The organism is Streptomyces sp. NPDC021224 (assembly GCF_044332905.1).
Lineage (GTDB): Bacteria > Actinomycetota > Actinomycetes > Streptomycetales > Streptomycetaceae > Actinacidiphila.
This window is the reverse complement of the sequence record NZ_JBIRPW010000001.1, coordinates 502992-526254: the sequence shown is the minus strand read 5'-3', so window position 1 is coordinate 526254 and position 23263 is coordinate 502992. Positions and strand designations below refer to the sequence as shown.

The window sequence follows — 23263 nt, the reverse complement described above, 5'->3', positions numbered from 1 at the left end:
TCGGGCCCGCTCGGGCCCGCACCCGGGGCGGGCCCGCGGCGCTGCACACCGCCGCGCACACGGCCGCGCCGCAGCAGGGCGCGGCGCGGGCCCACGGGATGACGTACGCGAGGAGCACGACGAACAGTCCGGACCTGGACGGCCCGGACCGGAAGCAGGGGGAAGTCCGATGTCCAGTCAGTCCACACCGCCGGCCGAGCCGGAGAAGGCGTCCGGCGTGCCCGGCCGGGCCGGGGCGAGCGGCGGCGCCCGGGAGGCGGAGCCCGAGGTGGAGCCCGTGCTCCGCGTCGAGGAGGTGACCCGGGTGCACGGCACCGGCGCGGCCGAGGTGCACGCGCTGCGCGGGATCGATCTCGACGTCCACGCGGGGGAGCTGGTCGCCGTCATGGGGCCCTCGGGCTCGGGGAAGTCCACGCTGCTGACGCTGGCCGGCGGGCTCGACCTGCCGACGTCCGGCCGGGTGCTGGTCGAGGGCACCGACCTGACGGTGGCGAGCCGGAAGGAACTGGCGGCGCTGCGGCGGCGGAGCATCGGCTACGTCTTCCAGGACTACAACCTGATCCCCGCCCTGACCGCCGCGGAGAACGTGGCGCTGCCCCGCGAGCTGGACGGGCTCGGCAGCCGAAAGGCCCGCCGGGAGGCGGTCGCGGCGCTCGGCGAGATCGGGCTGGCCGACCTCGCCGACCGCTTCCCGGACGAGATGTCGGGTGGGCAGCAGCAGCGGGTGGCCATCGCCCGCGCGCTGGTGGGCGACCGGCGGCTGGTGCTCGCCGACGAGCCCACCGGCGCGCTGGACTCGGAGACCGGTGACGCGGTGCTCGCGCTGCTGCGGTCCCGGTGCGACGCGGGCGCGGCCGGCATCCTCGTGACGCATGAGCCGCGGTTCGCGGCGTGGGCGGACCGGGTGGTCTTCCTGCGGGATGGCTCGGTGGTCGAGTCGACGCTGCGCTCCAGTGCGGAGTCGCTGCTCGCGGGCGGAGCGGGGCGGTGAGCGGGCGGAGCGGGGCGGTGAGCGGGCGGCGCTGGGGCGCGGTACCGGGTGCCGGGCGGCTGCACGCGTGGCGGGTGGCGGTGCGGATCGCCCGCCGGGACGCCCTGCGGTACAAGGCCCGCAGCCTGATGGTGCTGGCCATGATCGCGGTGCCCATCATGGGCGTGAGCGCGGCCGATGTCACCGTCCGCAGCTCGCAGCTGTCGGTCGGGGAGAAGGCGACCCGCGAGCTGGGGGCCGCGGACGCGCGGCTGTCCGACCCGGGGTACGGACCGCAGCCGGTGTACGAGGACCCGAAGGACGGCATCGGGATGCCCCTGAAGCACCAGGATCCGGCCGACGGGGAAGGCCCCGCGGCCGACCCCGTGGTCGACCCGCTGACCGCGCTGCCGGCCGGGGCGCGCTGGCTGAGCGACGTCCACGCCTACGCACCGGTCATGGGGAAGTACGGGCTGCTGGACACCGAGGTCAGGGAGCTGAAGGCGGCTGACCCGATGGCCAAGGGCATCACCCGGCTGCTCCGGGGCCGCTATCCGAGGACGCCGGACGAGGCGGGTGCCACCGGCCAGTTCCTCCAGGACAGCGGGCTGGACATCGGGTCACGGGTGAAGGTGCGCGGTCTGAGCCGGTCCTACATGATCGTCGGCGTCTACGAACTGCCGAGCGACCTGAACGACGCGGAACTCAACGTGCTGCCCGGTGCTTTCGTCGCGCCCTACCAGGCGGCCGCGGACACGATGAAGGACAGGTTCTCCCCGGGACGTCTCAGCTATCTGGTGTCCTTCCCGGGGGATTTCACCTGGGAGATGGTCAAGCACGCCAACACACTGGGCGTGGTCGTCGATTCGCGGCAGGTGCGCGAGCACCAGCCGCCGGCGGCCGAGGTGCCGCTCTACCGGGCGAGGCCCGAGAGCGTGCGGCTGCTGTCCGACGGCAGCGACACGAGGGCCGAGGCGGTCGCCGTGATAGTGACGATCGTCGGGCTCAGCATCGTGGAGATCTGCCTGCTGGCCGGTCCGGCCTTCGCGGTCGGGGCGCGCCGCTCGAGGCGCCAGCTCGGGCTGGTGGGTGCCAACGGCGGTGACCGCAGGCACATCAGGGCCATAGTGATCTCCAGCGGCCTGGTGATCGGCGTGGGGGCGGCCGTGGTCGGGACGGTCCTGGGGGTCGCGCTCACCCAGTTGCTCCGCGGGCCCCTGGAGGAGCACGGCGGCGCGCGCTTCGGCGGGCTGACGCTGCGGCCGCTGGAGCTGGCGGCGATCGGCGGGCTGGCGGTGCTCACCGGGGTGCTGGCGGCGATGGTGCCGGCGGTGTCGGCGGCGCGGCAGAGCGTGATCGCCTCGCTCACCGGCCGGCGGGGGGTGCGGCGCGCGAGCCGTGTGCTGCCGTTGATGGGAGCGGGCGTGATGGTCATCGGGGTGGCGACCACCGTCTACGCGACGACCCGCACCGACAGCATCTACTCGGCGGTGCTCGGCACGAGCCTCGCGGAGATCGGGCTGGCGATGACGACCCCGGTGCTGATCGGGCTGTTCGGCCGGCTCGGGCGATGGCTGCCGACGGCGCCGAGGCTGGCGCTGCGGGACACGGTCCGCAACCGGGGCCGCACGGCGCCCGCGGTGGCCGCGGTGCTGGCGGCGGTGGCCGGGTCGGTGGCGGTCGCGACCTACACGGCGAGCAAGGGGCAGGAGGACCGGCAGGCCCACCACGCGATGCTCCCGTACGGGTCGGTGGCGGTGTCGGGACTCGGCAGCGCGTCCGGCGATCTCGCGCGGGTGCGGGCCGCGGTGGAGAAGGACTACCCGGTCACCGGGCGGGTGGACGTGTCGCGGATCTACATCGGGGCGCCGTCCTGCGCGGTGGACGAGGAGAAGGGCTGCGGCGCGGTGCAGGCGGAGATGCCGGACGCCAACCGGTGCCCTTCGGTGCCGCACGAGGGCGGCCCGGCCGTACGGCCCACGTCGGTCGAGGCGCTGCTCGCGGACTGGCGCTGCACGAGGCCGAACAGAGCGACCGCGATGCCGAGCGACGGCGGGATCATGGTCGGCGGGGCCGATGTGCTGCACGCGCTGGGCATCCGCGACCCCGCGGCGGAGCAGGCGCTGGGCCGTGGGGAGACGGTGCTGTTCGACCGGGCCTACGCCGACCACGGCACTCTCCGGGTCACGGTGATCGCGGACGTCACGAAGACCGACGTCGGGGAGGGTTCGGAGCCCGCGGGCAAGGTGAAGGTGCTCCCCGCGTATCTGGCCGCCGAGGACACGCCGTACGGGCTGACGGCGCTCGTGCCGCCGCGGGCGGCGGAGGCGGCGGGCTTCCGGACCGTGGCGCTGGGCTCCTTCTACACGACGGCGAGGTTGCCGAGCGGAAAGGAGCAGCAGACGCTCGACCTGGACGTGGCCAAGATCGGCACGCAGGTGAGCGTGTACGTCGAGGACGGCTACTCCCGGCATGACGGGGTACTGCTGCTGGCGCTGGCGATATTCGCGGGGCTGGTCACGGTCGGGGCGGCCGGGATAACGACGGGGTTGGCGCAGGCGGATGCCGGTCCGGACCTCAGGACGCTGGCGGCGATAGGCGCGAGCGGGGGCATCCGGCGGACGCTGTCCGGTTTCCAGTGCGGGATCGTCGCCGTGATGGGTGTGGTGCTGGGCTCGGTCGCCGGGGTGCTGCCCGCGGTAGCGCTGCGGCGGGTCGAGCGGCGACACCGGTGGGCGCAGTTCCGGCGCGATCTGCTCCACGGCTGGACGGACGCGAGCAGTGTGCCCCGCGTCCCGGTGGCGATCCCCTGGGGGACGCTGACGCTGCTGGTGGTGGCGGTGCCGCTGGGAGCGGGACTGCTGGCGGCCCTGGTCACCCGGTCCCGTCCGCAGCTCGGCAGACGCGCCGACGGCTGAGCGGCGGGGGGAGGAGGAGGGCTGACCGGAGCCACGGCTGAGGGGAGCAGGCACGTGCCGGGGGCGCCGGGAGGGCCGGGACGTGTTCGGGGGCGTGCGGGCCGTGTGGGCGAGGAGGGGGCCACACGGCCCGCGCGGACCGAGGTGCGGGACAATGGCGACATGGAGATGCCGATGAACGAACGCTCGCCGGAGAGCTCGCAGAATCCGCAGGTCCTGGTCGTCGGGCCGGACGGCATGGCCCTCGGCGGGGCCGGGGGCGGCGACGGCGAGGAGGGGCGCGAGATCCCGGTCACGGAGATGGTCGAGCAGCCCGCGAAGGTGATGCGGATCGGCAGCATGATCAAGCAGCTCCTGGAGGAGGTGCGGGCGGCTCCGCTGGACGAGGCGAGCCGGGTGCGGCTGAAGGAGATCCACGCCAGCTCGGTCAAGGAGCTGGAGGCCGGGCTCGCACCGGAACTGGTGGAGGAGCTGGAGCGGCTGTCGCTCCCCTTCACCGACGACAGTGTGCCCAGCGAGGCCGAGCTGCGGATCGCCCAGGCGCAGCTGGTCGGCTGGCTGGAGGGCCTCTTCCACGGCATCCAGACCGCGCTGTTCGCCCAGCAGATGGCCGCGCGCGCCCAGCTGGAGCAGATGCGGCGGGCGCTGCCGCCGGGGGCGCTCGGGCACGAGGAGGAGCTGGACACCGGTCACCCGGGCTCGCGTTCGGGCCCCTATCTCTGATTGCTGTCTCCGACGGCTGTCTCCGACGGCACCGCCGGTCTGCGGCACCCGGGGGGTGGCGCGGGCCCGTGTCCCGGGAGAAGCACCGCGGGCCCGGCCTCTCGGAAGAGGCCGGGCCCGCGGTGCTGAGTGCCACCGGACGCCCGGCGGGACAGGTGCGGGAGGGCGAAGGGCAGAAAAGGCGAAGGCCCAGGCCCCAGGGGCTAGTTGGAGCCCTTGCCGGTGGAGACCCAGATGGTGATCTTGTCGCCGGAGTTGGCGTCGAAGTCGTCGAGCGGCTTCGGGTTCTGGGACGTGATCGTGCCCTTGCCCCACTGCTGCTCGTCCATGTCCTTGATCTCGTACGGCCAGTTGGCGGCCTTCATGCAGGCGACCGCGGAGTCGACGTAGATCGAGGTGAAGTCGGGCATCGTCATGAGGTTGGGCTTGCCCGGGTTGATCAGCTCGTTGTGCGCCTTGGTGCACTCGCTGGTCTCGATGGTGCGGGTCTGGTCGCCCATGACGACGCCGTCGCCGGTGGCGGTGGGCTCCGCGGTCCCGGTGGTCGCCGTGGGGTTCGGGGCGGCCGTGGGGTCGGGGTCGGGCTTGCCGCCGCCCTGCGTCGCGAGTACGACGGCGACGATCACGACGATCACGACGCCGACCACCGCGGCGCCCACGATCAGCGGGGTGTTGCGCTTGCGCCCGCCGCCGGGGCCGCCCGGACCGCCCGGGTTCATGCCGCCCGGGTGGCCGCCGCCCATGTGCTGCTGCGGGATGCCCTGCAGGGAGGGCGGCGCGCCCATGCCGTACGCGGTGCTCGGCGGCGGGGTCTGGGCGTGGCCCTGCTGCGGGTAGCCGTAGGCGGAGGGCGGCGGGGTGTGCGGGGCGTAGCCGGACTGCGGGGCGGGCGTCGTCGGCGCGTACGGCGTCTGGAGCTGCGGCGGCGGGGTCTGCACCGGCCCCTGCGCGGACGGGAAGACGGAGTTGGCGACGCCTTCCCCGCGGCTGCCGGTCGCGGCCTCGCCGGAAAGCTGCGGTATCGCGTTCTGCGCGGTGGCGGCGAGGACGCGGTCGGTCTCGTCGTGCATGGCGTCGGCGGTCGGGAAACGTTCCGCCGGGTTCTTGCGCAGCGCGCGGGCCACGAGTGCGTCGGCGGCCGGGCTCAGAGCACGGTTGAAGCCGGACGGGGCGGGCGGCGTCTCCTGGACGTGCTGGTACGCCATCGCGAGCGGCGAGTCGGCGTCGAACGGGAGCCGTCCGGTGAGGAGTTCGAAGAGCATGCAGCCGACCGAGTAGAGGTCGGAGCGCTCGTCGACGCCGCGTCCGAGGGCCTGTTCGGGCGACAGGTACTGCGGGGTGCCGACGACCATGCCGGTCTGCGTCATGGAGGTGACGCCGGACTGCATGGCACGGGCGATGCCGAAGTCCATGACCTTGACGACGCCGCGCCGTGTGATCATCACGTTGCCGGGCTTGATGTCCCGGTGGACCAGGCCCATTTCGTGGCTCACGGCGAGGGCGGCGAGCACGTCGCCGACGATCTTCAGCGCCTTGTCGGCGGGCATCGCGCCGTACTGCGCGATGTCCGCGGCGAGGACGTCGCCGAGCGGGCGGCCCTCGATGTACTCCATGACGATATAGGGGACGACCTGACCGTCGATCGTGTCCTCGCCGGAGTCGAAGACCGAGACGATGTTGGTGTGGTTGAGCTTCGCGACGGACTGCGCCTCGCGGCGGAAGCGTTCGCGGAAGGACTGCTCGTGCCCGAGGTTGGTGTGGAGGGTCTTGACGGCCACCGGCCGGTCCAGCACGGTGTCGTGTGCCAGATGCACGGAGGCCATGCCGCCCTGGCCGAGCAGGTTGCGCAGTACGTAGCGCCCACCGCCCACCGAGCGCCCCGTGTAACCGCCGCCCTGCGTGGCGTCCCCGCTCATCAGTACCGCTACCCCCATGAAGGTCCGACGGGATGACACACGTCCCCGAGCTTGCCCGCTCAGTCTGGCTGATAGCACCGGCACGTCAAGTTCGTTGACCATCTCGTCACCTGATACGCATCGGTCGCATACAGAACGCGGAACTTTCCCGCGTAACGGCGGGTCGGACCGCCGCCGCGGGGTAGACGGCGCCTGAGTGGACCCGCGCGGACCCCTGGCGCGGGCCCCGCACGAATCCCGAGGGGTCGCGGGGCGGCCGGTGCACGGGTGCGCCCGTCCACCGGACACCGGCCGTGGCCGCCGACGGAAAAGCGGTACGGTGGCGCACCAGACCAAGCGAAGGCGAACGACGGCGAGGACTGATGGTCGACCCGAACGAGACGGCCGCGGGCACCGGAGCGTCGGAGACCTCCCTCCAGCAGTGGGGCACGGGCTCCGTTGTCGGCGAGGGCCGCTACCGGCTGACCCGGCGGCTCGGCCGCGGCGGCATGGCCGAGGTCTTCGCGGCCGAGGACGTACGGCTGGGCCGGATCGTCGCCGTCAAGCTGCTGCGCGGCGACCTCGCCGAGGACCCCGTCTCCAAGGCCCGCTTCACGCGCGAGGCGCAGGCCGTCGCGGGCCTGAACCACCACGCCGTCGTCGCCGTCTACGACTCCGGCGAGGACCGCACGCCCAGCGGCACGGCCCCTTACATCGTGATGGAGCTCGTCGAGGGCCACACGATCAAGGACCTGCTCACCAGCGCGACCCCGCCGCCCGTCGACCAGGCGCTGCTCATCGTCTCCGGTGTGCTGGACGCCCTCGCGTACAGCCACCAGCACGGCATCGTGCACCGGGACATCAAGCCCGCCAACGTGATCATCACGACCGGCGGCGCGGTCAAGGTCATGGACTTCGGCATCGCCCGCGCCCTGCACGGCGCCGCGAGCACCATGACGCAGACCGGCATGGTCATGGGCACCCCGCAGTACCTCTCGCCCGAGCAGGCGCTCGGCAAGTCCGTCGACCACCGCAGCGACCTCTACGCCACCGGCTGCCTGCTCTACGAGCTGCTGGCGCTGCGGCCGCCCTTCGTTGGCGAGACACCGCTCTCCGTGGTCTACCAGCACGTCCAGGACGAGCCGCGGCTTCCCTCGCAGGTCAACGACCGGGTGCCGCCCGAGCTGGACGGCCTGGTGCTGCGTTCGCTGGCCAAGCAGCCGGAGGAGCGCTTCCAGAGCGCGGAGGAGATGCGCGGTGTCGTCGGCTACGCCCACCAGGCCCTCACCCAGCAGGGCGGCTGGACCGGCGGCATGTGGGACACCGGCGCGGTCACCAAGGTCCTCCCGGAGGGCCCCGGCCCCGCCCCCACTCGCCCCGGCGGCTACCACCCGGACGGCCGCAGCGGCAGCACCGCCGAACTGAACGCCCCCCTCGTCCCCGGCGTCGTCGGCGGTACGGGCATGGGTGCAGGTACGCACACGGGTACGGGCGCGGGCTCCGGCGGCAGCGGCGGCTACGACGACGGCCCCGGCGGGAACCGCTGGCTCAAGCCGGTGCTCTTCACGGTGGCCGCGGTGCTGGCCGTGGTCATCGGCGTCGTCCTCGCCACGCACGGCAGCGGCAACGGCGACAGCCCGGCGGACAACCAGCAGCCCTCGTCGTCCACGAGCGCGCCCGTCGACCAGCCGAGCGACAACCAGCCCACGGACCAGCAGACCGACGAGCCGAGCGACACCGGCGCGCCGACGGACGACCCGACGAAGCCGACCTGGACGCCGACCACGACGGCCCCGCCCTCGGCCCCGTCGAAGACACCGCCGACCGACGACTCGCCGACGTCGAAGCCGACGCAGACCACGCCGCCGCCGTCCAACTCGACCCCGACGGACAAGCCGACGGACAAGCCCAGCAGTTCCCCCACCGACGACTCGGGCGGCGGCGGCACCGCGGGCAACGGCTCCTCCGCGGGCAACGGCGGCTCCGGCGGCTGACCCCCGCGGGCCCTACCCCGCGAACGCGTCCAGCACCGCCTCGTACTCCCCCGTCCACCACACGGCCAGCGCCGAGGTCGCGGGGAAGAGCGGGTCGGAGCGCAGGTCGCGCTGCTCGTAGCGCCACTGGAGCATCCAGAAGTCGTTGAGCCGCTCCCACCACACCCGGTGGACGGCGGCGGCGACCTCGTCCTCGCCCGCGCCGGAGGCGAGCCGGTAGGCCCGCGCGTACGCGCGCACCTTGCGCAGGTCGAGGCGGCCGTCGACGGGGTGCACGAAGAAGATCGCGGCGGCCCGGACGGCCTCCTCGGCGCGCGGCTGGACGCCGAGCCGGTCCCAGTCGACGATCGCGGCGGGCTCGTCACCCCGGTAGAGCAGGTTGAGCGGGTGGAAGTCGCCGTGCACCCAGCCCTGGACGCCGCCCTCGGGCGCCGGGGCGGGCGCGGGGTCGGGCGGGCGGCGGTGGGCGTGCCGGCGCAGCAGTTCGCGCCGTTCCAGCAGCCGGTGCTCGGCGAGCCGGTCGAAGGTGTCGTGCGGGCGGTGCGCGCGGGCGAGGGCGAGCAGCCGCTCGATGTCGGCGTAGGTGGCGTCGGGGTCGGCGCTGGGGCGCGGGCCCGCGGCGGGCGGCGGCTGGACGCGGGCCAGCCCGGTGTGGACGAGGCCGAGCAGGATGCCGAGCCGCCGGGACTGGTCGGCGTCCAGGTCGGTGCCCTCGCGGTGGGTGCCGTCGATCCACGGGAAGAGGGCGTAGCCGACGCCGCCGTGCAGCGTGACGGTGTGGCCGTCGGTGGCGCGCAGGGGCGCGGCGGCGGGGAGTCCGAGCCGGGCCAGGCGCCGGGTGGCGCGGTGCTGGCGCACGATGGTCGCGGGGGCGGCGGTGTCCGCGGAGACGTACTGCTTGAGGAAGTAGCGGCCCCTCGTGGTGGTCACCCGCCAGCCGCGGTTGAGCAGTCCCCGGGGGACGGCTTCGCAGGTCAGCGGCTCGCCCGCGTCCTCGTACCGGTGCAGCAGCGCGGACAGCGCAGCCCGCGTGTGCGGCTCCGTTGCCGTGCCCGTCACGAGTGTCAGCGTAGATCAACGGGCGCGGCCGTTCGGGCGAGGTGGCGCCACCCCGCCCCGACCTGGTAAGGGCTTCCTTACGCCTTTTGCGCCGCCTTGTGCTCCCGCGCCCGCGCCGGCCGCGCGACCCGCACCCCTCGTACGACCCGCGCCGGCCGCGCGACCTGCGCCGTCAGCCGGACCGCGCCCCGCCGACCGCGCCCCGCCGGACGCCGCCCCGCCTCACGCAGCCGGCCTCACGCCGCCCCCGCCCCCTGCGCCCCCCGCTCCCTCCCCAGCTTGTGCAGCAGCTGCGAGACCTGCCGCCGTACCGTCCGCTCGTCGAGACCGGCCCGCTCGGCGATCTCGCGGTTGGTGAGCCCCTCCCCGATGAGGTCCAGGAACTCCCGTTCGCGCGTCGACAGCCGCCCCGGCCGTTCCGTGGGCTCGCCGCTGCGCCCGCCGCCCTCGCGGAGGCGTTCGAGGACCTCCGCGCCCGCGGCCGGGTCGATGAGGGAGTGGCCCGCGGCGACCTCGCGCACCGCGCTGATCAGGTCGTCGCCGGTGATGACCTTGGGGACGTAGCCGGCGGCGCCGCCCATGACGGCGTCGAAGAGGGCCTCGTCGTCGGCGAAGGACGTGAGCATCAGGCACTTCACGGACTCGTCGTGCGAGCGGATCTCCCGGCAGGCCTCGACGCCGCTGCCGTCCGGCAGCCGTACGTCCAGGACGGCGACGTCCGGATGGGCGTCCGGCACCCGGTCGATCGCCTCGGCGGTGTCGGCGGCCTCGCCGACGACCTCGATCGACGGGTCGCCGGACAGCAGGCGGTTCACCCCGCGCCGGACGACGTCGTGATCGTCCACCACGAAAACACGTATATGCCCGTCATGCCCTTTTTCGCTCACGCCCCCAGCGTCGCACCCCTCGGCGCCGACCGCCTCCCGCCGACGCGCTCCCTGTCGCCCCTTACGGTTGTCCGCCATTCGAGATACGGTGCGATTGTCCCGGTGGCCTGCGGCAATAAACGATTGCCCGGCCCGAATGCCCGACGCTCGCGCAGTTACTAGGAAATCCAAGCAAAACCGCAGGTCGGACGGCTTAGCGCGAATGCTGGACTTGTGGGTAACGTCTGTCGTGCAGGCCATTCGCCGGGACGCTGTCAGCCCTGGGCTCGGTCATGCCGCACACACCCCGTGCGTCCCGCCGGACCAGGTGTGCCGCCTCCCGTGGACGCGGGAAAGCGGCTCCATCCTGCTCCCCGGCAGATCCCGGGGGCCGGACAGACGGAGGAGCGAACGTGAGCGTGAAGAGCACTGCCGACGGTGGTGCCCCCGCGAAGAGGGGGCGGACGACCCGCGCAGCCGCCGCGAAGCGCCGCAGTGGTGAGCCCGGACTCGTACAGCTGCTGACCCCGCAGGGCGAGCGCGTCGAGCACGACGACTACGCGATCGACCTGTCGCCGGAGGAGCTGCGCGGCCTGTACCGGGACATGGTCCTGACCCGCCGCTTCGACGGTGAGGCGATCACCTTGCAGCGGCAGGGTGAGCTGGGCCTGTGGGCGTCGCTGCTGGGCCAGGAGGCCGCGCAGATCGGCTCCGGCCGGGCGACCCGCCCCGACGACTACGTCTTCCCGACCTACCGCGAGCACGGCGTGGCCTGGACCCGCGACGTCGACCCGCTGAACCTGCTGGGCATGTTCCGCGGCGTGAACAACGGCGGCTGGGACCCCAACGAGAACAACTTCCACCTCTACACGATCGTGATCGGCTCGCAGACGCTGCACGCCGCCGGTTACGCGATGGGTGTGGCAAAGGACGGCGCCGATTCCGCGGTGCTGGCCTATTTCGGCGACGGGGCCTCCAGCCAGGGCGATGTCGCCGAGGCCTTCACCTTCGCGGCCGTCTACAACGCGCCCGTGGTGTTCTTCTGCCAGAACAACCAGTGGGCGATCTCCGAGCCGACCGAGAAGCAGTCCCGGGTGCCGATCTACCAGCGCGCCGCGGGCTACGGCTTCCCCGGTGTGCGGGTGGACGGCAACGACGTGCTGGCGGTGCTCGCCGTCACCCGGGCGGCCCTGGAGCACGCCCGCAGCGGGCAGGGCCCGATGCTGGTGGAGGCCTTTACCTACCGGATGGGCGCGCACACCACGACCGACGACCCGACCCGCTACCGCAGCGACGAGGAGCGCGAGGAGTGGGCGTCGAAGGACCCCATCGCCCGGCTGCGCGTCTACCTCGACCGCGAGGGCCTGGCCGACGAGGAGTTCTACGCCGGGGTGGACGCGGAGAGCGACGCCCTCGCCAAGCGCGTCCGCGAGGGCGTGCGGACCATGCCGAACCCGGGCCCGATGGCCATCTTCGACAACGTCTACGCGGACGGCAGCTCGCTCGTCGACGAGGAGCGCGCGCAGTTCGCCGACTACCTGGCCTCCTTCGAGGACGCCGGTACGACCGCAGGACAGGGGCACTGATCATGACGCAGACGATGGCAGTGGCCAAGGCCCTCAACGAGTCCCTGCGCAAGGCGCTGGACACCGACCCCAAGGTCCTCGTCATGGGCGAGGACGTCGGCCGCCTCGGCGGCGTCTTCCGCATCACCGACGGCCTGTACAAGGACTTCGGCGAGGGCCGGGTCATCGACACCCCGCTCGCCGAGTCGGGCATCGTCGGCACCGCGATCGGCCTGGCGCTGCGCGGCTACCGGCCGGTGGTGGAGATCCAGTTCGACGGCTTCGTCTTCCCCGCCTACGACCAGATCGTCACCCAGCTGGCCAAGATGCACGCCCGCGCGCTCGGCAAGATCAAGCTGCCGGTCGTCATCCGCATCCCCTTCGGCGGCGGCATCGGCGCGGTCGAGCACCACAGCGAGTCGCCCGAGACGCTCTTCGCGCACGTGCCGGGCCTGAAGGTGGTCTCGCCGTCGAACGCCTCGGACGCGTACTGGATGCTCCAGCAGGCCATCGAGTGCGACGACCCGGTGATCTTCTTCGAGCCCAAGCGGCGCTACTGGGACAAGGGCGAGGTCAACACCGAGGCCGTTCCGGCCGGGCTGCACTCGGCGGTCGTCGCGCAGCAGGGCACGGACGCCACGCTCGTCGCGTACGGGCCGATGGTGAAGGTGTGCCTGGAGGCGGCGGCAGCGGCCGCGAACGAGGGCCGTAGCCTGGAGGTCGTGGATCTCCGCTCGCTCTCCCCGATCGACTTCGACACCGTCCAGGCGTCGGTGGAGAAGACCCGGCGGCTGGTCGTGGTCCACGAGGCACCGGTCTTCTACGGCTCGGGCGCGGAGATCGCGGCGCGGATCACCGAGCGCTGCTTCTACCACCTGGAGGCCCCGGTGCTGCGGGTCGGCGGCTTCCACGCCCCCTACCCGCCGGCCCGCCTGGAGGACGAGTACCTCCCCGGCCTGGACCGGGTGCTGGACGCCGTCGACCGCTCGCTGGCGTACTGAGGGAGAGGGTTGTGACTACCGTGACCGCACAGGCGCAGCGCTTCCGTGAGTTCCGGATGCCGGACGTCGGCGAGGGCCTGACCGAGGCGGAGATCCTCAAGTGGTACGTGGCGGTGGGCGACACCGTGCACGACGGCATGGTGATCTGCGAGGTGGAGACGGCGAAGGCGGCCGTCGAACTGCCCATCCCCTACGACGGGGTGGTCAGCGAGATCCGTTTCGACGAGGGCACGACGGTCGACGTCGGCACGCCGATCATCGTGGTGGACGCCGGGGGAGCCGAGGGGGCGGCGGAGCAGGCCGCGCCCGAGACCGTACCGGCGCAGCCCGCGGCGCCCGAGACGGAGCCCGCGCCCGCCGCGGAGCCGCCGGCCGCCAAGCGTGAGGCGGTGCTGGTGGGGTACGGCGTCGCGCCGTCCTCGACGACCCGCCGCCCGCGCAAGCAGCAGCCCCCGGCGGCCCCCGCGTCCGCCCCGCTCAACGGGCACCCGGCGGCGGCCCCGGCGACGGAAGCCCCGGCGGCGGCCCCGGAGGCCCCCGCCGCCTCCGTCGCCCCTGCCGCCCCCGTCGCCCCTGCCGCTCCCGCCGCCCCGGCCGAACGGCCGCTGGCCAAGCCCCCGGTGCGCAAGCTCGCCAAGGAACTGGGCATCGACCTGGCGACCGTCGTCCCGACCGGCCCGAACGGCGTCGTCACGCGCGAGGACATCCGCGCCGCGGCCGCGCCCCCCGCGCCGCTCCCCTCCGCGCCGCTGACCGCACCCGCGGCCCCGGCGGCGGGGGAGCGCGAGACCCGCACGCCGATCAAGGGCGTGCGCAAGGCCACCGCGCAGGCGATGGTCGCCAGCGCGTTCACCGCCCCGCACGTCACCGAGTTCGTGACCTTCGACATCACCCGGACCATGAAGCTGGTCCAGGAGCTGAAGGAGGACCGGGCCTTCGCGGGCCTCAAGGTGAGCCCGCTGCTGCTGGTGGCGCGGGCGCTGCTGGTCGCGATCCGGCGCAACCCCGCGGTCAACGCGACGTGGGACGAGCAGGCGCAGGAGATCGTCCAGAAGTCCTACGTCAACCTCGGTATCGCCGCGGCCACCCCGCGCGGCCTGATCGTCCCCAACGTCAAGGACGCGCAGGACAAGACGCTGCCGGAACTGGCCGCCGCGCTCGGCGAGCTGGTGGCGACGGCCCGCGAGGGGAAGACCGCGCCCGCCGACATGCAGGGCGGCACGGTCACGATCACCAACGTCGGCGTCTTCGGCGTGGACACCGGCACGCCGATCCTCAACCCCGGCGAGTCCGCGATCCTCGCCTTCGGCGCGGTGAAGCTCCAGCCGTGGGTGCACAAGGGCAAGGTCAAGCCGCGGCACGTCACCACGCTCGCGCTGTCCTTCGACCACCGGCTGGTGGACGGCGAGCTGGGCTCGAAGGTGCTCGCGGACGTGGCGGCGATCCTGGAGCAGCCCAAGCGGCTCATCACCTGGGCCTGAGTCCCGGGCCCGAGCCCCCAGGCGCTGTCCCCAGGTGGTGTCCCGGGGCGGTGTGCCGGAGCGGTGTCCCGCGAAAGGTGGGGCGGGTGCGGACGTACTGACGTCCGGGCCCGCCCCTTCTGCGTGTTTGCGCCGCTCCGCGGGCGAAATGTGCTGCTATCGCCCCATGGTCGTCCACGTCTCCGTCATCGTGCTGCTGCTCGTCATCGTCGGGCTGCTCATGCACAACAAGAGCCTCAAGGTCAGCCATGCGATCGTGGCCGGTCTGCTCGGTTTCTGCCTGGCGAGCTCCAGCCTGGCGCCCACGATCCAGTCCACCGTCGCCTCCACCGCGGACCTGGTGAGCACCATCCGCCCCTGAGGGACGGCTACTTCGGATCATCACGGTCATACGATGAACGGATGATCGACACCCAGGACAACCACGCCCACGACGCCGTGTCCCTGCGCCCGATCACCGAGGACGACCTCCCCGTGATCAACGGCCACCTCTCCGATCCCGCCGCCTCCGGCCCATTCCAGTGGTTCGGCTTCCCCGACCCGCACCGCTGGCGGCGCGACTGGGAGCAGAACGGCATCCTCGGCCCGGACGGCGGCCGCCTCCTCGTCGTGCGCGGCACCGAGTCGCTCGGCTTCGTCTCCTGGCGGAAGATCCCCCGCGGCACGTGCTTCCACTGGAGCATGGGCGTCCTGCTCTGGCCGCACGCCCGCGGCCGCGGCGCCGGCACCGAGGCCCAGCGCCTCCTGGTGCGCTACCTCTTCGACCACACCCTCGCCTTCCGCGTCGAGGCGGACACCGACGTCGACAACATCGCCGAGCAGCGCGCCCTGGAGAAGGCCGGCTTCACCCGCGAGGGCGTCCTGCGCGCGTCCCACTTCCGCGAGGGCCGCTGGCGCGACAACGTCCTCTACTCGATCCTCCGCGACGAGCTGCCGCCGACGGACTGACGCAACCTGGCGCGACGCCTTCCCGAGGTGCGAGGATGCGCTGCCCCCGACGCGCGGGGGTGACGCGTCCTGTGGGGGGAACCGCGATGGAAGCGCTGGTGCCGGGGGCCGCCGTGCCCGGGGGCTACGAGGTCAGACTGCGCTGGGACGCGGTGCGGGTGGCGCAGTCGCTGCTCCTGCCGCTCGTCGTCGCGGCATACGTCCTCTACCCGTACAACACACGCGTGAAGCCGCCCGCGCTGGTCCTCGGGGGCCTGCTGCTGGTGACGGTCGTGGTGGTCCAGCGGGCGCTGTACCGGATGCGGAAGACGGGCTGCCTGATCCGCATCGACCCGGCGGGGATCACCGTCCACGGCGAGCAGACGGTGCCCTGGCACGACCTGGACCGGGCGGTGGTCGTCCGCGGCCGGTTGGTGGCCTTCCACGCCCGCCAGCCCGACCGGCAGTTGCCGCTGGCCCCGGTCGGAAACGTCCGGCCTCGCTCCGCGCGGATCCGGAGACAGCTCGACCGGCGGTTCGGCACCCAGCTCGTCGTCTCCCCGCGGCTCTACGGCCTGCGGGCGGAGGAGATCGTCGCCGCCGTGCGCCGCTACAGCGGCGGCCTGCCGGTCTTCGACGGCGACTGACGTCACGTCACCCCGCTCTTACCGGGCGGGAGACGCGGTGGGACGATGCGTCCGGATCCCCGTCTGCGGGGCGGGGGCGTGTCCGGGGGGACGGATGGCGACGGAGGAAGAAGCGGCGGAGCCGGAGGGCGGCTACGAGGTGCGGATGCACTTCGGGTGGGGGATGGCCGCGCGGGTCGCGGCGCTCGTCGCGATCGACTTCGCGGCGGTGCACAACCCGGTGGACGGGCACGTGACCCGGGGCTCGGTGGCGTACGGGTGCGTGCTCGCGGCGTGGGGGCTGTTCTTCCTCGGGCAGCAGTACGCGCTGCGGCGGCGCGGCTGCCTGCTGCGGATCGACGCGGCGGGGCTGACCGTCGCCGGGGAGCCGACCGTGCCCTGGCGGGAGCTGCGCAAGGCCGAGGTGCGGCGTGGGGGGGCCTTGGTGTTCTTCTCGTGGTCGTCCTCCGAGAAGCTGCCGCTGCTGCCGGTCGGGCTGCGGCCGGGCCGGGTGGCGGAGCGGCGTCACCGCAAGCGGCTGACGAAGCACTTCGGCTCGTCGATGGTGGTGCCCGCGCGCCTGTACGGGGTGCGGCGGGCCGAGCTGGTCGCGGCGGTGCGGCACTACAGCGGGACCGTGCCCGTCTTCGAGTGACCGCCGCCCCCTCCCGGGGGGCGGGCCGTCCGTATGACGGACCGCCGTACCGTCCGCCCCGCTGTTGTATCTATGATGTGCGCATCATGGATACCGCCACTGCGCCCACAGGCACCCTCGCCGTCAAGTCGCCACCCGCCGCCGAGCGGGTCTACCTGCACGTCAAGGCCGGAGTGCTGGACCGCAGTTACGAGGGCGGGACGCTGCTCACGGAAGGGGATCTCGCCGAGGCCGTGGGGGTGTCGCGCACGCCCGTGCGCGAGGCGCTGCTGCGGCTGGAGGCGGAGGGGCTGCTCAAGCTCTACCCGAAGAAGGGCGCGCTGGTGCTGCCGGTCTCCGCGCAGGAGATCGCCGACGTCGTCGAGACCCGGCTGCTGGTGGAGCAGCACGCGGTGGCCAAGCTCGCGGGCGCGCTGCCCGAACCGCTCGCGGCCCGGCTGGAGGAACTGCTCGCCGAGCAGCGGCTGCACGCGGCCGCCGGGGACCTCGCGGCATTCGCCGTCGCCGACCGCTGCTTCCACGCCGAGATCGTCCGCGCGGCCGGCAACCGTATCCTCGCCCAGCTCTACGACCAGCTGCGCGACCGGCAGCTGCGCATGGGCGTGGCCACGATGCACGCCGAGCCGAGCCGGGTCGCCAAGAACATCGAGGAGCACGCCGAGATCCTGGACGCGCTGCGCGGCGCGGGTGTCCGCGAGGCGAAGGCGGCGGTCTCCCGGCACCTGGTCCGCGTCAACACCCTGGCGCGGGGCGAGTCGTGAGCGCCGGTGACGAACGGGCGGGTGCCGGCGGCGCGGCCCACGCGCTGCCCGGCGATCCGCCGGGCGGGCGGCGCGCGGTGCTGGTGTGGAGCGTCGGCACCCTGGTCTACCTGGTCGCGGTGGTGCACCGCACGAGCCTCGGCGTCGCGGGCATCGACGCCGCCGACCGCTTCCACATCGGCGCCTCCGCCCTGTCCTCCTTCTCGATCCTCCAGGTGCTGGTCTACGCGGGGATGCAGATACCCGTCGGCCTGATGGTGGACCGGCTCGGCACCAAGAAGGTGCTCACACTCGGCGCGGTGCTCTACACCGTGGGCCAGCTCGCCTTCGGCCTGTCGCACTCCTACGGCATGGCGCTCGCCGCCCGCGCCGTGCTGGGCTGCGGCGACGCGATGACCTTCGTGAGCGTGCTGCGGCTCGGCTCGCGCTGGTTCCCGGCCCGCCGCGGTCCGATCATCGCGCAGAGCGCGGCGCTCTTCGGGGTGGCCGGCAACCTCATCTCGACCGTCCTGCTGGCCCGGCTGCTGCACTCCGCGGGCTGGACCCCGACCTTCCTCGGCTCGGCGGTCGCGGGCGCGTTCGTGCTGCTGCTCATGGCGGTCTTCCTCAAGGACCACCCCGAGGGGTACGAGCCCGCGCCCGCCGAGCACGCCGGGGCCGCCTACGTCCGACGGCAGATCGCGGCGGCCTGGGCCGAGCCCGGCACCCGGCTGGGCATGTGGACGCACTTCACGACGCAGTTCCCCGGCATGGTCTTCCTGCTGCTGTGGGGCATGCCCTTCCTCGTCGAGGCGCAGGACCTCTCGCGCGGCGCCGCGGGCGGGCTGCTCACCCTGGTGGTGCTGGCCAACATGGGATTCGGCCTGGTCTTCGGCCAGTTGATCTCCCGTCACCACGGGGCGCGGCTGCCGCTGACGCTCGGCGTCGTCGCGGTGACCGCGGTGACGTGGGCCGGGGTGCTGGCGTGGCCCGGCGGGGACGACCCGATGTGGCTGCTGGTGGTGCTGTGCGTGGTGCTCGGCGCGAGCGGGCCCGCGTCGATGATCGGCTTCGACTTCGCCCGCCCCGCCAACCCGCCCGAGCGCTTCGGCACCGCCTCCGGCATCGTCAACATCGGCGGCTTCGTCGCCTCCATGCTCACCCTGCTGGCGATCGGCGTGCTGCTGGACTCCACCGGCGACAACTACCGCCTCGCCTGGTGCAGCATCTTCGTGATGGAGGCGGTCGGCCTCACGCAGATCCTGCGGCTGCGCCGGGCCAGCGAGCGGCTGGAGCGCGAGCGGATCGCGGTCAGCCGCGTCGAGAGCGTCCACCGCACGCCCGCCGCCGTCCGCGGCGAGTAGCCCGTACGTACGCCGAACGGGTGCGGTCCCCTGTCGGGGAACGCACCCGTTCGGCGTACGTACGGCGGTTCCGCCGGACGGCTCAGCGCGTCACGGCGATGTGCCGCAGGATCGCGTCGGCGAGGTCCGCGTCGCCCTCGATCTTCACCTGGCCGGCGACCGCGGCCGGCCGGACGCGGCCGGTCAGCAGGCGCAGGAAGGTCTCCCAGTCCAGCACGAAGGTCACCGCGGGGCCCAGCGAGACCGCGGAGTCGATCGTGCCGCGGCCCTCGGCGTTCACCCGGACGGTCCGCATGAACTCCAGCGGCCCGTGCACGTCGAAGACCACCGCGGAGCCCGGCTTCGCGCCCGCGTCGTGCGCGACCAGCTTCGGCAGCGCCCGCAGCACGTTGTCACGGGCCAGCACCGCACCCGCCGAGGCCAGGTTGCCCGGCTTGTCGAGCGCCCGCCGCAGATCCTGCTCGTGCACCCAGACGTCGAAGACGCGGTTCCACAGCTGCTCCTCCAGCGTCGTCTCACCGCCGCCGATCGCCCGCACCGTGGCGTCGGGCTGCCGCGACTCGTTGCGCAGCTGCCGCGACCTGCGGATGATCGTGTACTCCAGCTCCGACGTCATCTCAGGAGCGGTGTGGTGCCGCCGGATGTCCACCGGCACCTCGGTGTAACGGGCCGTCTCCGAGGTGATGTGCCGCAGGTCGCTGGGAAGGGTGTGGATGGGGCGCGGATCGCCGAGAAGTTCGCACTCGAAGCCGATGAGGTGGGAGACGACGTCGCGCACGGACCAGTACGGGCACTCCGTGGGGCGGTTCCACTCCCCCTCGGCAAGTGGCGACACCAGCTCGTTGACGGATTCGATGGAGTGGGTCCAGGCGTCTATGTACGGCTGGAGCTTGCTGTGGACGGTCACGGGACCCCTCGACGGATCGGTGCGCGGTCGTGGTGGTTGGCGCCTAAGTTACGCTGCGCGCGGGCGCCCACGCAGTGCTTTCGAGTGACGATGGTAGGCCCGGCTTGACGACCCAACGTATGGGCGGTGTCCAGGTGCGCGCAACGCTTGTCCAGATCGACGTCGACCCGGCGGAGACGCCCGCGCGGCGGCGGGAGCGTGCGGCCGCGCTCGTCCGCGCCCAGGCAGGTGCGGATCTTGTCGTCCTGCCCGAATTGTGGCCCGTCGGAGCGTTCGCCTCCGACGACTTCGCGACGGAGGCGGAGCGGGCGGACGACGGGCCCACCGCCGAGGCGATGAGCGCTGCCGCGCGGGACGCCGGGGTGTGGCTGCACGCCGGGTCGATCGTCGAACGCGACCCCGAGGGACCCCTCTACAACACGGCGCTGCTCTTCTCGCCCGACGGCGAACTCGTCACCACCTACCGCAAGATCCACCGCTTCGGCTTCGACAGCGGCGAGGCCGCGGTGCTCGACGCCGGGCGGACCGTGGTGACGCTGCGTCTGCCGTTCGGCGTCGTCGGGCTCGCCACGTGCTACGACCTGCGCTTCCCCGAGCAGTTCCGGCTGCTCGTGGACGGCGGGGCGGAGCTTGTGGTCCTGTGCGCGGGGTGGCCGGCGCGGCGGCTCGACCACTGGCGCGTGCTGGTGCGGGCGCGGGCGGTGGAGTCGCAGGCGTACGTCCTCGCGTGCGGGACGGCGGGGACGCACGCGGGGGTGGAGCAGGCCGGGCACAGCATGGTCGTCGACCCCTGGGGCGTCGTCCTGGCCGAGGCCGGCCCCGCGGAACAGCTCCTCACCTGCGAGCTGGACCCTGCGCGAGTGGCGACCACTCGGCTGGACTTCCCGGTCCTGCGCGACCGCGTGCTTCCCGTTCCGCCGCCGGGCACGCTCTGACCTGCCCCTTGCGGTGGTCGCCGCGATCTTCCCCCGGTGGGGGCTGGTCGCGCAGTTCCCCGCGCCCCTGGTGGTTGCCCTCACTGCGCAGGGCGAGCGTCTTTAGGGGCGCGTGGGGGCACCTCCCGGGCGGAGCCTGGGGGAGAACTGCGCGACCGGCCACGACGGATCCGCACCCGTCGGCGCGGGGAAAGGGGCACCCCCCTGAGGCGAACCCGCGGGGTGCCCCGGCGCCGGGGCGTCACTCCTCCTTCGCGGCGAGGCGGTCCACGCAGACTGCCATTGCGATGAGCAGCGCCGCGTCCGCGTCCGGGCGCTCCACGGACACCGTGTACGCGTCCCGCAGGGAGAGGAGGCGGCGGGAGACGCGGGCGAGCCGTTCGCCCTCGTACTCGATGTCGTACTCCTTGCCGATGAGGTCCCCGCGGATCTCCAGCTCCTCACCGGTGGCCAGCTCCGCGCGGTAGACCTCGTGGAGGAAGGCGAGCTTGCGGCGGCGGACGGTGACGAGGATCTCCCCGCCGCGTTCCACGGTCATCGCGTCGCGCAGCGTGAGCAGTTTGCGGTGGATGACGGCGAGCACCTCGCCGTCGGGGTCCTGGAGCTCCAGGGTCTCCCTGACCCGGAGCACCTTGCCGTCGACGTAGAAGGCGCGGCGGCCGTCCTCGTCCTCGATCCAGTAGTCCTCGCCGATGGCGAGCAGTTTCTCCCGCACCACGTATTTCATACGGGAATGCCTACCCCGGGAAATGCTGTTGGATGGGGACATGACTGCACGTGCACGCGTCCGGGCGCCCGAGCTGACCGGCAGGGGCGGCTGGCTGAACACCGGTGGGGCCACCGTCTCCCTCGCCGACCTCCGCGGGTCGATCGTGATCCTGGACTTCTGGACCTTCTGCTGTGTGAACTGCCTGCACGTCCTGGACGAGCTGCGGGAGCTGGAGGAGCGGCACCGGGACACCGTGGTGATCGTCGGCGTGCACTCGCCGAAGTTCGTGCACGAGGCGGAGCACGACGCGGTGGTGGACGCGGTGGAGCGCTACGAGGTGCACCACCCGGTGCTGGACGACCCGGAGCTGGCCACCTGGCGGCAGTACGCCGTCCGGGCGTGGCCGACGCTCGTGGTGATCGACCCGGAGGGCTACGTCGTCGCGCAGCACGCGGGCGAGGGGCACGCGCACGCGCTGGAGCGGCTCGTCACGGAGCTGGAGGCCGAGCACGCGGCGAAGGGCACGCTGCGCCGTGGTGACGGCCCGTACGTGCCGCCGGAGCCCGTGGCGACGGATCTGCGCTTCCCCGGCAAGATGCTGGCGCTGCCGGGTTCGGGCCACTACCTGGTGTCGGACTCGACGCGGCACGCCCTGGTGGAGCTGGCCGCGGACGGCGAGAGCGTCGTGCGGCGGATCGGCAGCGGGGTGCGGGGCCTGGCGGACGGGGACGCGGCGACCGCGCGCTTCAGCGAGCCGCAGGGTCTGGCGATGCTGCCGGACGGCAGTGTGGTCGTCGCGGACACCGTCAACCACGCGCTGCGCCGGCTGGACCTGGAGTCCGGTGTGGTGACGACGGTCGCGGGCACGGGCCGCCAGTGGTGGCAGGGCTCGCCCACCGCGGGGCAGGCGCTCCAGGTGGACCTGTCGTCGCCGTGGGACGTCGCGTGGTTCGAGGACCGGGTGTGGATCGCGATGGCGGGCGTGCACCAGCTGTGGACGTACGACCCGGTGACCGAGCGGGTCGAGGTCGCCGCGGGCACCACCAACGAGGGACTGGTGGACGGCCCGGCGCACGAGGCGTGGTTCGCCCAGCCGTCGGGGCTGACGGTCTCCGGGGAGCGAAGCGAGAAGGGGGCACCCCCGGCCGGAGGCTGGGGGAGGCTGTGGATCGCCGATTCCGAGACCTCCGCGCTGCGCTGGGCCGAGCGCGCCGCCGACGGCGAGGGCTATGTCATCCGTACGGCGGTGGGCACCGGGCTGTTCGACTTCGGCCACCGGGACGGGCCCGCGGGCCAGGCGCTGCTCCAGCACCCGCTGGGCGTGACCGGGCTGCCGGACGGCTCGGTAGCGGTGAGCGACACGTACAACAACGCGCTGCGCCGCTACGACCCCGTCACCGGTGAGGTCAGCACGCTGGCGACCGATCTGCGCGAGCCGTCCGACGCGGCCGTCGTCGCGGGGGACATCGTCGTCGTGGAGTCCGCCCGGCACCGGCTGACCCGGCTGCGGCTGCCGGAGGAGGCGGTACGCGTCGAGGCCGTCGCCCACCGTACGCAGCGGGCCGCGACCGACGTGGCGCCCGGGGCCTTCCGGCTGGACGTCGTCTTCTCGGCGCCCACCGGGCAGAAGCTCGACGAGCGGTACGGCCCCTCGACGCGGCTGCTGGTCAGCGCGACCCCGCCGGAGCTGCTCACGGACGGTGCGGGCAAGGGCACCGACCTCTTTCGCGACCTGGTGCTCGACCCCTCCGTCCCCGAGGGCGTGCTGCACGTCTCGGCGATGGCGGCGTCCTGCGACGACGATCCCGCCAACGAGTACCCGGCGTGCCATGTGCACCAGCAGGACTGGGGTGTCCCGGTGCGGCTGGCCGACACCGGGGACACCCGTCTGGCTCTGGTGCTGGCGGGGCTCGACGAGGGCTGAGCTC

Annotated in this window: 20 protein-coding genes; 15 read left to right on the top strand and 5 right to left on the bottom strand. The window is 73.2% G+C overall.

The window, feature by feature from the left end:
- Window positions 1-169: 169 nt before the first annotated feature.
- The 3 genes from ACH4PY_RS02310 to ACH4PY_RS02300 all read left to right on the top strand — a co-directional run bounded on the left by ACH4PY_RS02310 (window position 170) and on the right by ACH4PY_RS02300 (window position 4611).
- A complete protein-coding gene (locus ACH4PY_RS02310) occupies window positions 170-991 on the top strand; it encodes an ABC transporter ATP-binding protein (RefSeq protein ID WP_398174981.1) in 822 nt (273 codons plus the stop codon).
- Window positions 988-3888 (top strand): FtsX-like permease family protein, encoded by a 2901-nt coding sequence (locus tag ACH4PY_RS02305; RefSeq protein WP_398174978.1) that lies wholly within the window; start codon window positions 988-990, stop codon window positions 3886-3888. Before ACH4PY_RS02310 ends, ACH4PY_RS02305 begins: the two co-directional genes overlap by 4 nt.
- A 162-nt stretch (window positions 3889-4050) precedes the next feature.
- Window positions 4051-4611 carry a bacterial proteasome activator family protein gene (locus ACH4PY_RS02300; protein ID WP_398174975.1) on the top strand — a complete coding sequence of 187 codons (561 nt, stop codon included), beginning with the start codon at window positions 4051-4053 and terminating at the stop codon, window positions 4609-4611.
- 203 nt (window positions 4612-4814) lie between these two features.
- Here ACH4PY_RS02300 and ACH4PY_RS02295 read toward each other — a convergent pair whose 3' ends face one another.
- Window positions 4815-6527, bottom strand: coding sequence for a protein kinase (locus ACH4PY_RS02295; RefSeq protein ID WP_398174972.1), 1713 nt, complete (start codon window positions 6525-6527; stop codon window positions 4815-4817).
- 362 nt (window positions 6528-6889) lie between these two features.
- Here ACH4PY_RS02295 and ACH4PY_RS02290 point away from each other — a divergent pair, with 362 nt between their 5' ends.
- Entirely contained in the window at window positions 6890-8500 is a 1611-nt protein-coding gene (locus ACH4PY_RS02290) for a protein kinase (protein ID WP_398174968.1), read from the top strand.
- 12 nt (window positions 8501-8512) lie between these two features.
- On the opposite strand, the gene ACH4PY_RS02285 is transcribed toward ACH4PY_RS02290, so the two are convergent.
- The gene (locus ACH4PY_RS02285; RefSeq protein ID WP_398176032.1) at window positions 8513-9568 is read right to left on the bottom strand and encodes a phosphotransferase; all 1056 of its coding nucleotides are present in this window, start codon (window positions 9566-9568) and stop codon (window positions 8513-8515) included.
- Window positions 9569-9795: 227 nt separating this feature from the next.
- A complete protein-coding gene (locus ACH4PY_RS02280) occupies window positions 9796-10407 on the bottom strand; it encodes a response regulator (protein ID WP_398174965.1) in 612 nt (203 codons plus the stop codon).
- Between the two features lie 431 nt (window positions 10408-10838).
- Between ACH4PY_RS02280 and pdhA the strand changes: the two genes are divergently transcribed.
- From pdhA to ACH4PY_RS02235, 9 genes are all read left to right on the top strand, one after another.
- On the top strand, window positions 10839-12011 hold the full coding sequence (pdhA, locus tag ACH4PY_RS02275) for a pyruvate dehydrogenase (acetyl-transferring) E1 component subunit alpha (protein WP_398174962.1): 1173 nt from the start codon (window positions 10839-10841) through the stop codon (window positions 12009-12011).
- 2 nt (window positions 12012-12013) lie between these two features.
- A complete protein-coding gene (locus ACH4PY_RS02270; protein WP_398174959.1) occupies window positions 12014-12991 on the top strand; it encodes an alpha-ketoacid dehydrogenase subunit beta in 978 nt (325 codons plus the stop codon).
- Between the two features lie 20 nt (window positions 12992-13011).
- Window positions 13012-14472 carry a dihydrolipoamide acetyltransferase family protein gene (locus tag ACH4PY_RS02265; RefSeq protein ID WP_398176030.1) on the top strand — a complete coding sequence of 487 codons (1461 nt, stop codon included), beginning with the start codon at window positions 13012-13014 and terminating at the stop codon, window positions 14470-14472.
- A gap of 166 nt (window positions 14473-14638) precedes the next feature.
- Window positions 14639-14833, top strand: coding sequence for a hypothetical protein (locus ACH4PY_RS02260; protein WP_398174956.1), 195 nt, complete (start codon window positions 14639-14641; stop codon window positions 14831-14833).
- Between the two features lie 41 nt (window positions 14834-14874).
- Window positions 14875-15420 (top strand): GNAT family N-acetyltransferase, encoded by a 546-nt coding sequence (locus ACH4PY_RS02255; RefSeq protein ID WP_398174953.1) that lies wholly within the window; start codon window positions 14875-14877, stop codon window positions 15418-15420.
- 86 nt (window positions 15421-15506) lie between these two features.
- Window positions 15507-16046, top strand: coding sequence for a hypothetical protein (locus ACH4PY_RS02250; protein WP_398174948.1), 540 nt, complete (start codon window positions 15507-15509; stop codon window positions 16044-16046).
- A gap of 94 nt (window positions 16047-16140) precedes the next feature.
- Complete coding sequence (locus ACH4PY_RS02245; protein ID WP_398174945.1) at window positions 16141-16680, top strand: hypothetical protein; 540 nt, start codon at window positions 16141-16143, stop codon at window positions 16678-16680.
- 86 nt (window positions 16681-16766) lie between these two features.
- Window positions 16767-17441 (top strand): GntR family transcriptional regulator, encoded by a 675-nt coding sequence (locus ACH4PY_RS02240; protein ID WP_398174942.1) that lies wholly within the window; start codon window positions 16767-16769, stop codon window positions 17439-17441.
- Window positions 17438-18784, top strand: a complete 1347-nt coding sequence (locus ACH4PY_RS02235) for a nitrate/nitrite transporter (RefSeq protein WP_398174939.1) — start codon at window positions 17438-17440, stop codon at window positions 18782-18784. The genes ACH4PY_RS02240 and ACH4PY_RS02235 overlap by 4 nt, the downstream gene beginning before the upstream one ends.
- A gap of 82 nt (window positions 18785-18866) precedes the next feature.
- Here the strand turns inward: ACH4PY_RS02235 and ACH4PY_RS02230 are convergent, their stop codons facing one another.
- Window positions 18867-19691, bottom strand: coding sequence for a maleylpyruvate isomerase family mycothiol-dependent enzyme (locus tag ACH4PY_RS02230; RefSeq protein WP_398174936.1), 825 nt, complete (start codon window positions 19689-19691; stop codon window positions 18867-18869).
- Between the two features lie 134 nt (window positions 19692-19825).
- On the opposite strand from ACH4PY_RS02230, the gene ACH4PY_RS02225 reads away from it, so the two are divergent.
- Window positions 19826-20626 (top strand): carbon-nitrogen family hydrolase, encoded by an 801-nt coding sequence (locus ACH4PY_RS02225; protein ID WP_398176028.1) that lies wholly within the window; start codon window positions 19826-19828, stop codon window positions 20624-20626.
- A 241-nt stretch (window positions 20627-20867) separates the two neighbouring features.
- On the opposite strand, the gene ACH4PY_RS02220 is transcribed toward ACH4PY_RS02225, so the two are convergent.
- The gene (locus ACH4PY_RS02220) at window positions 20868-21353 is read right to left on the bottom strand and encodes an LURP-one-related/scramblase family protein (RefSeq protein WP_398174933.1); all 486 of its coding nucleotides are present in this window, start codon (window positions 21351-21353) and stop codon (window positions 20868-20870) included.
- A gap of 40 nt (window positions 21354-21393) precedes the next feature.
- Between ACH4PY_RS02220 and ACH4PY_RS02215 the strand changes: the two genes are divergently transcribed.
- Complete coding sequence (locus ACH4PY_RS02215) at window positions 21394-23259, top strand: NHL domain-containing thioredoxin family protein (protein WP_398174930.1); 1866 nt, start codon at window positions 21394-21396, stop codon at window positions 23257-23259.
- Window positions 23260-23263: the final 4 nt, after the last annotated feature.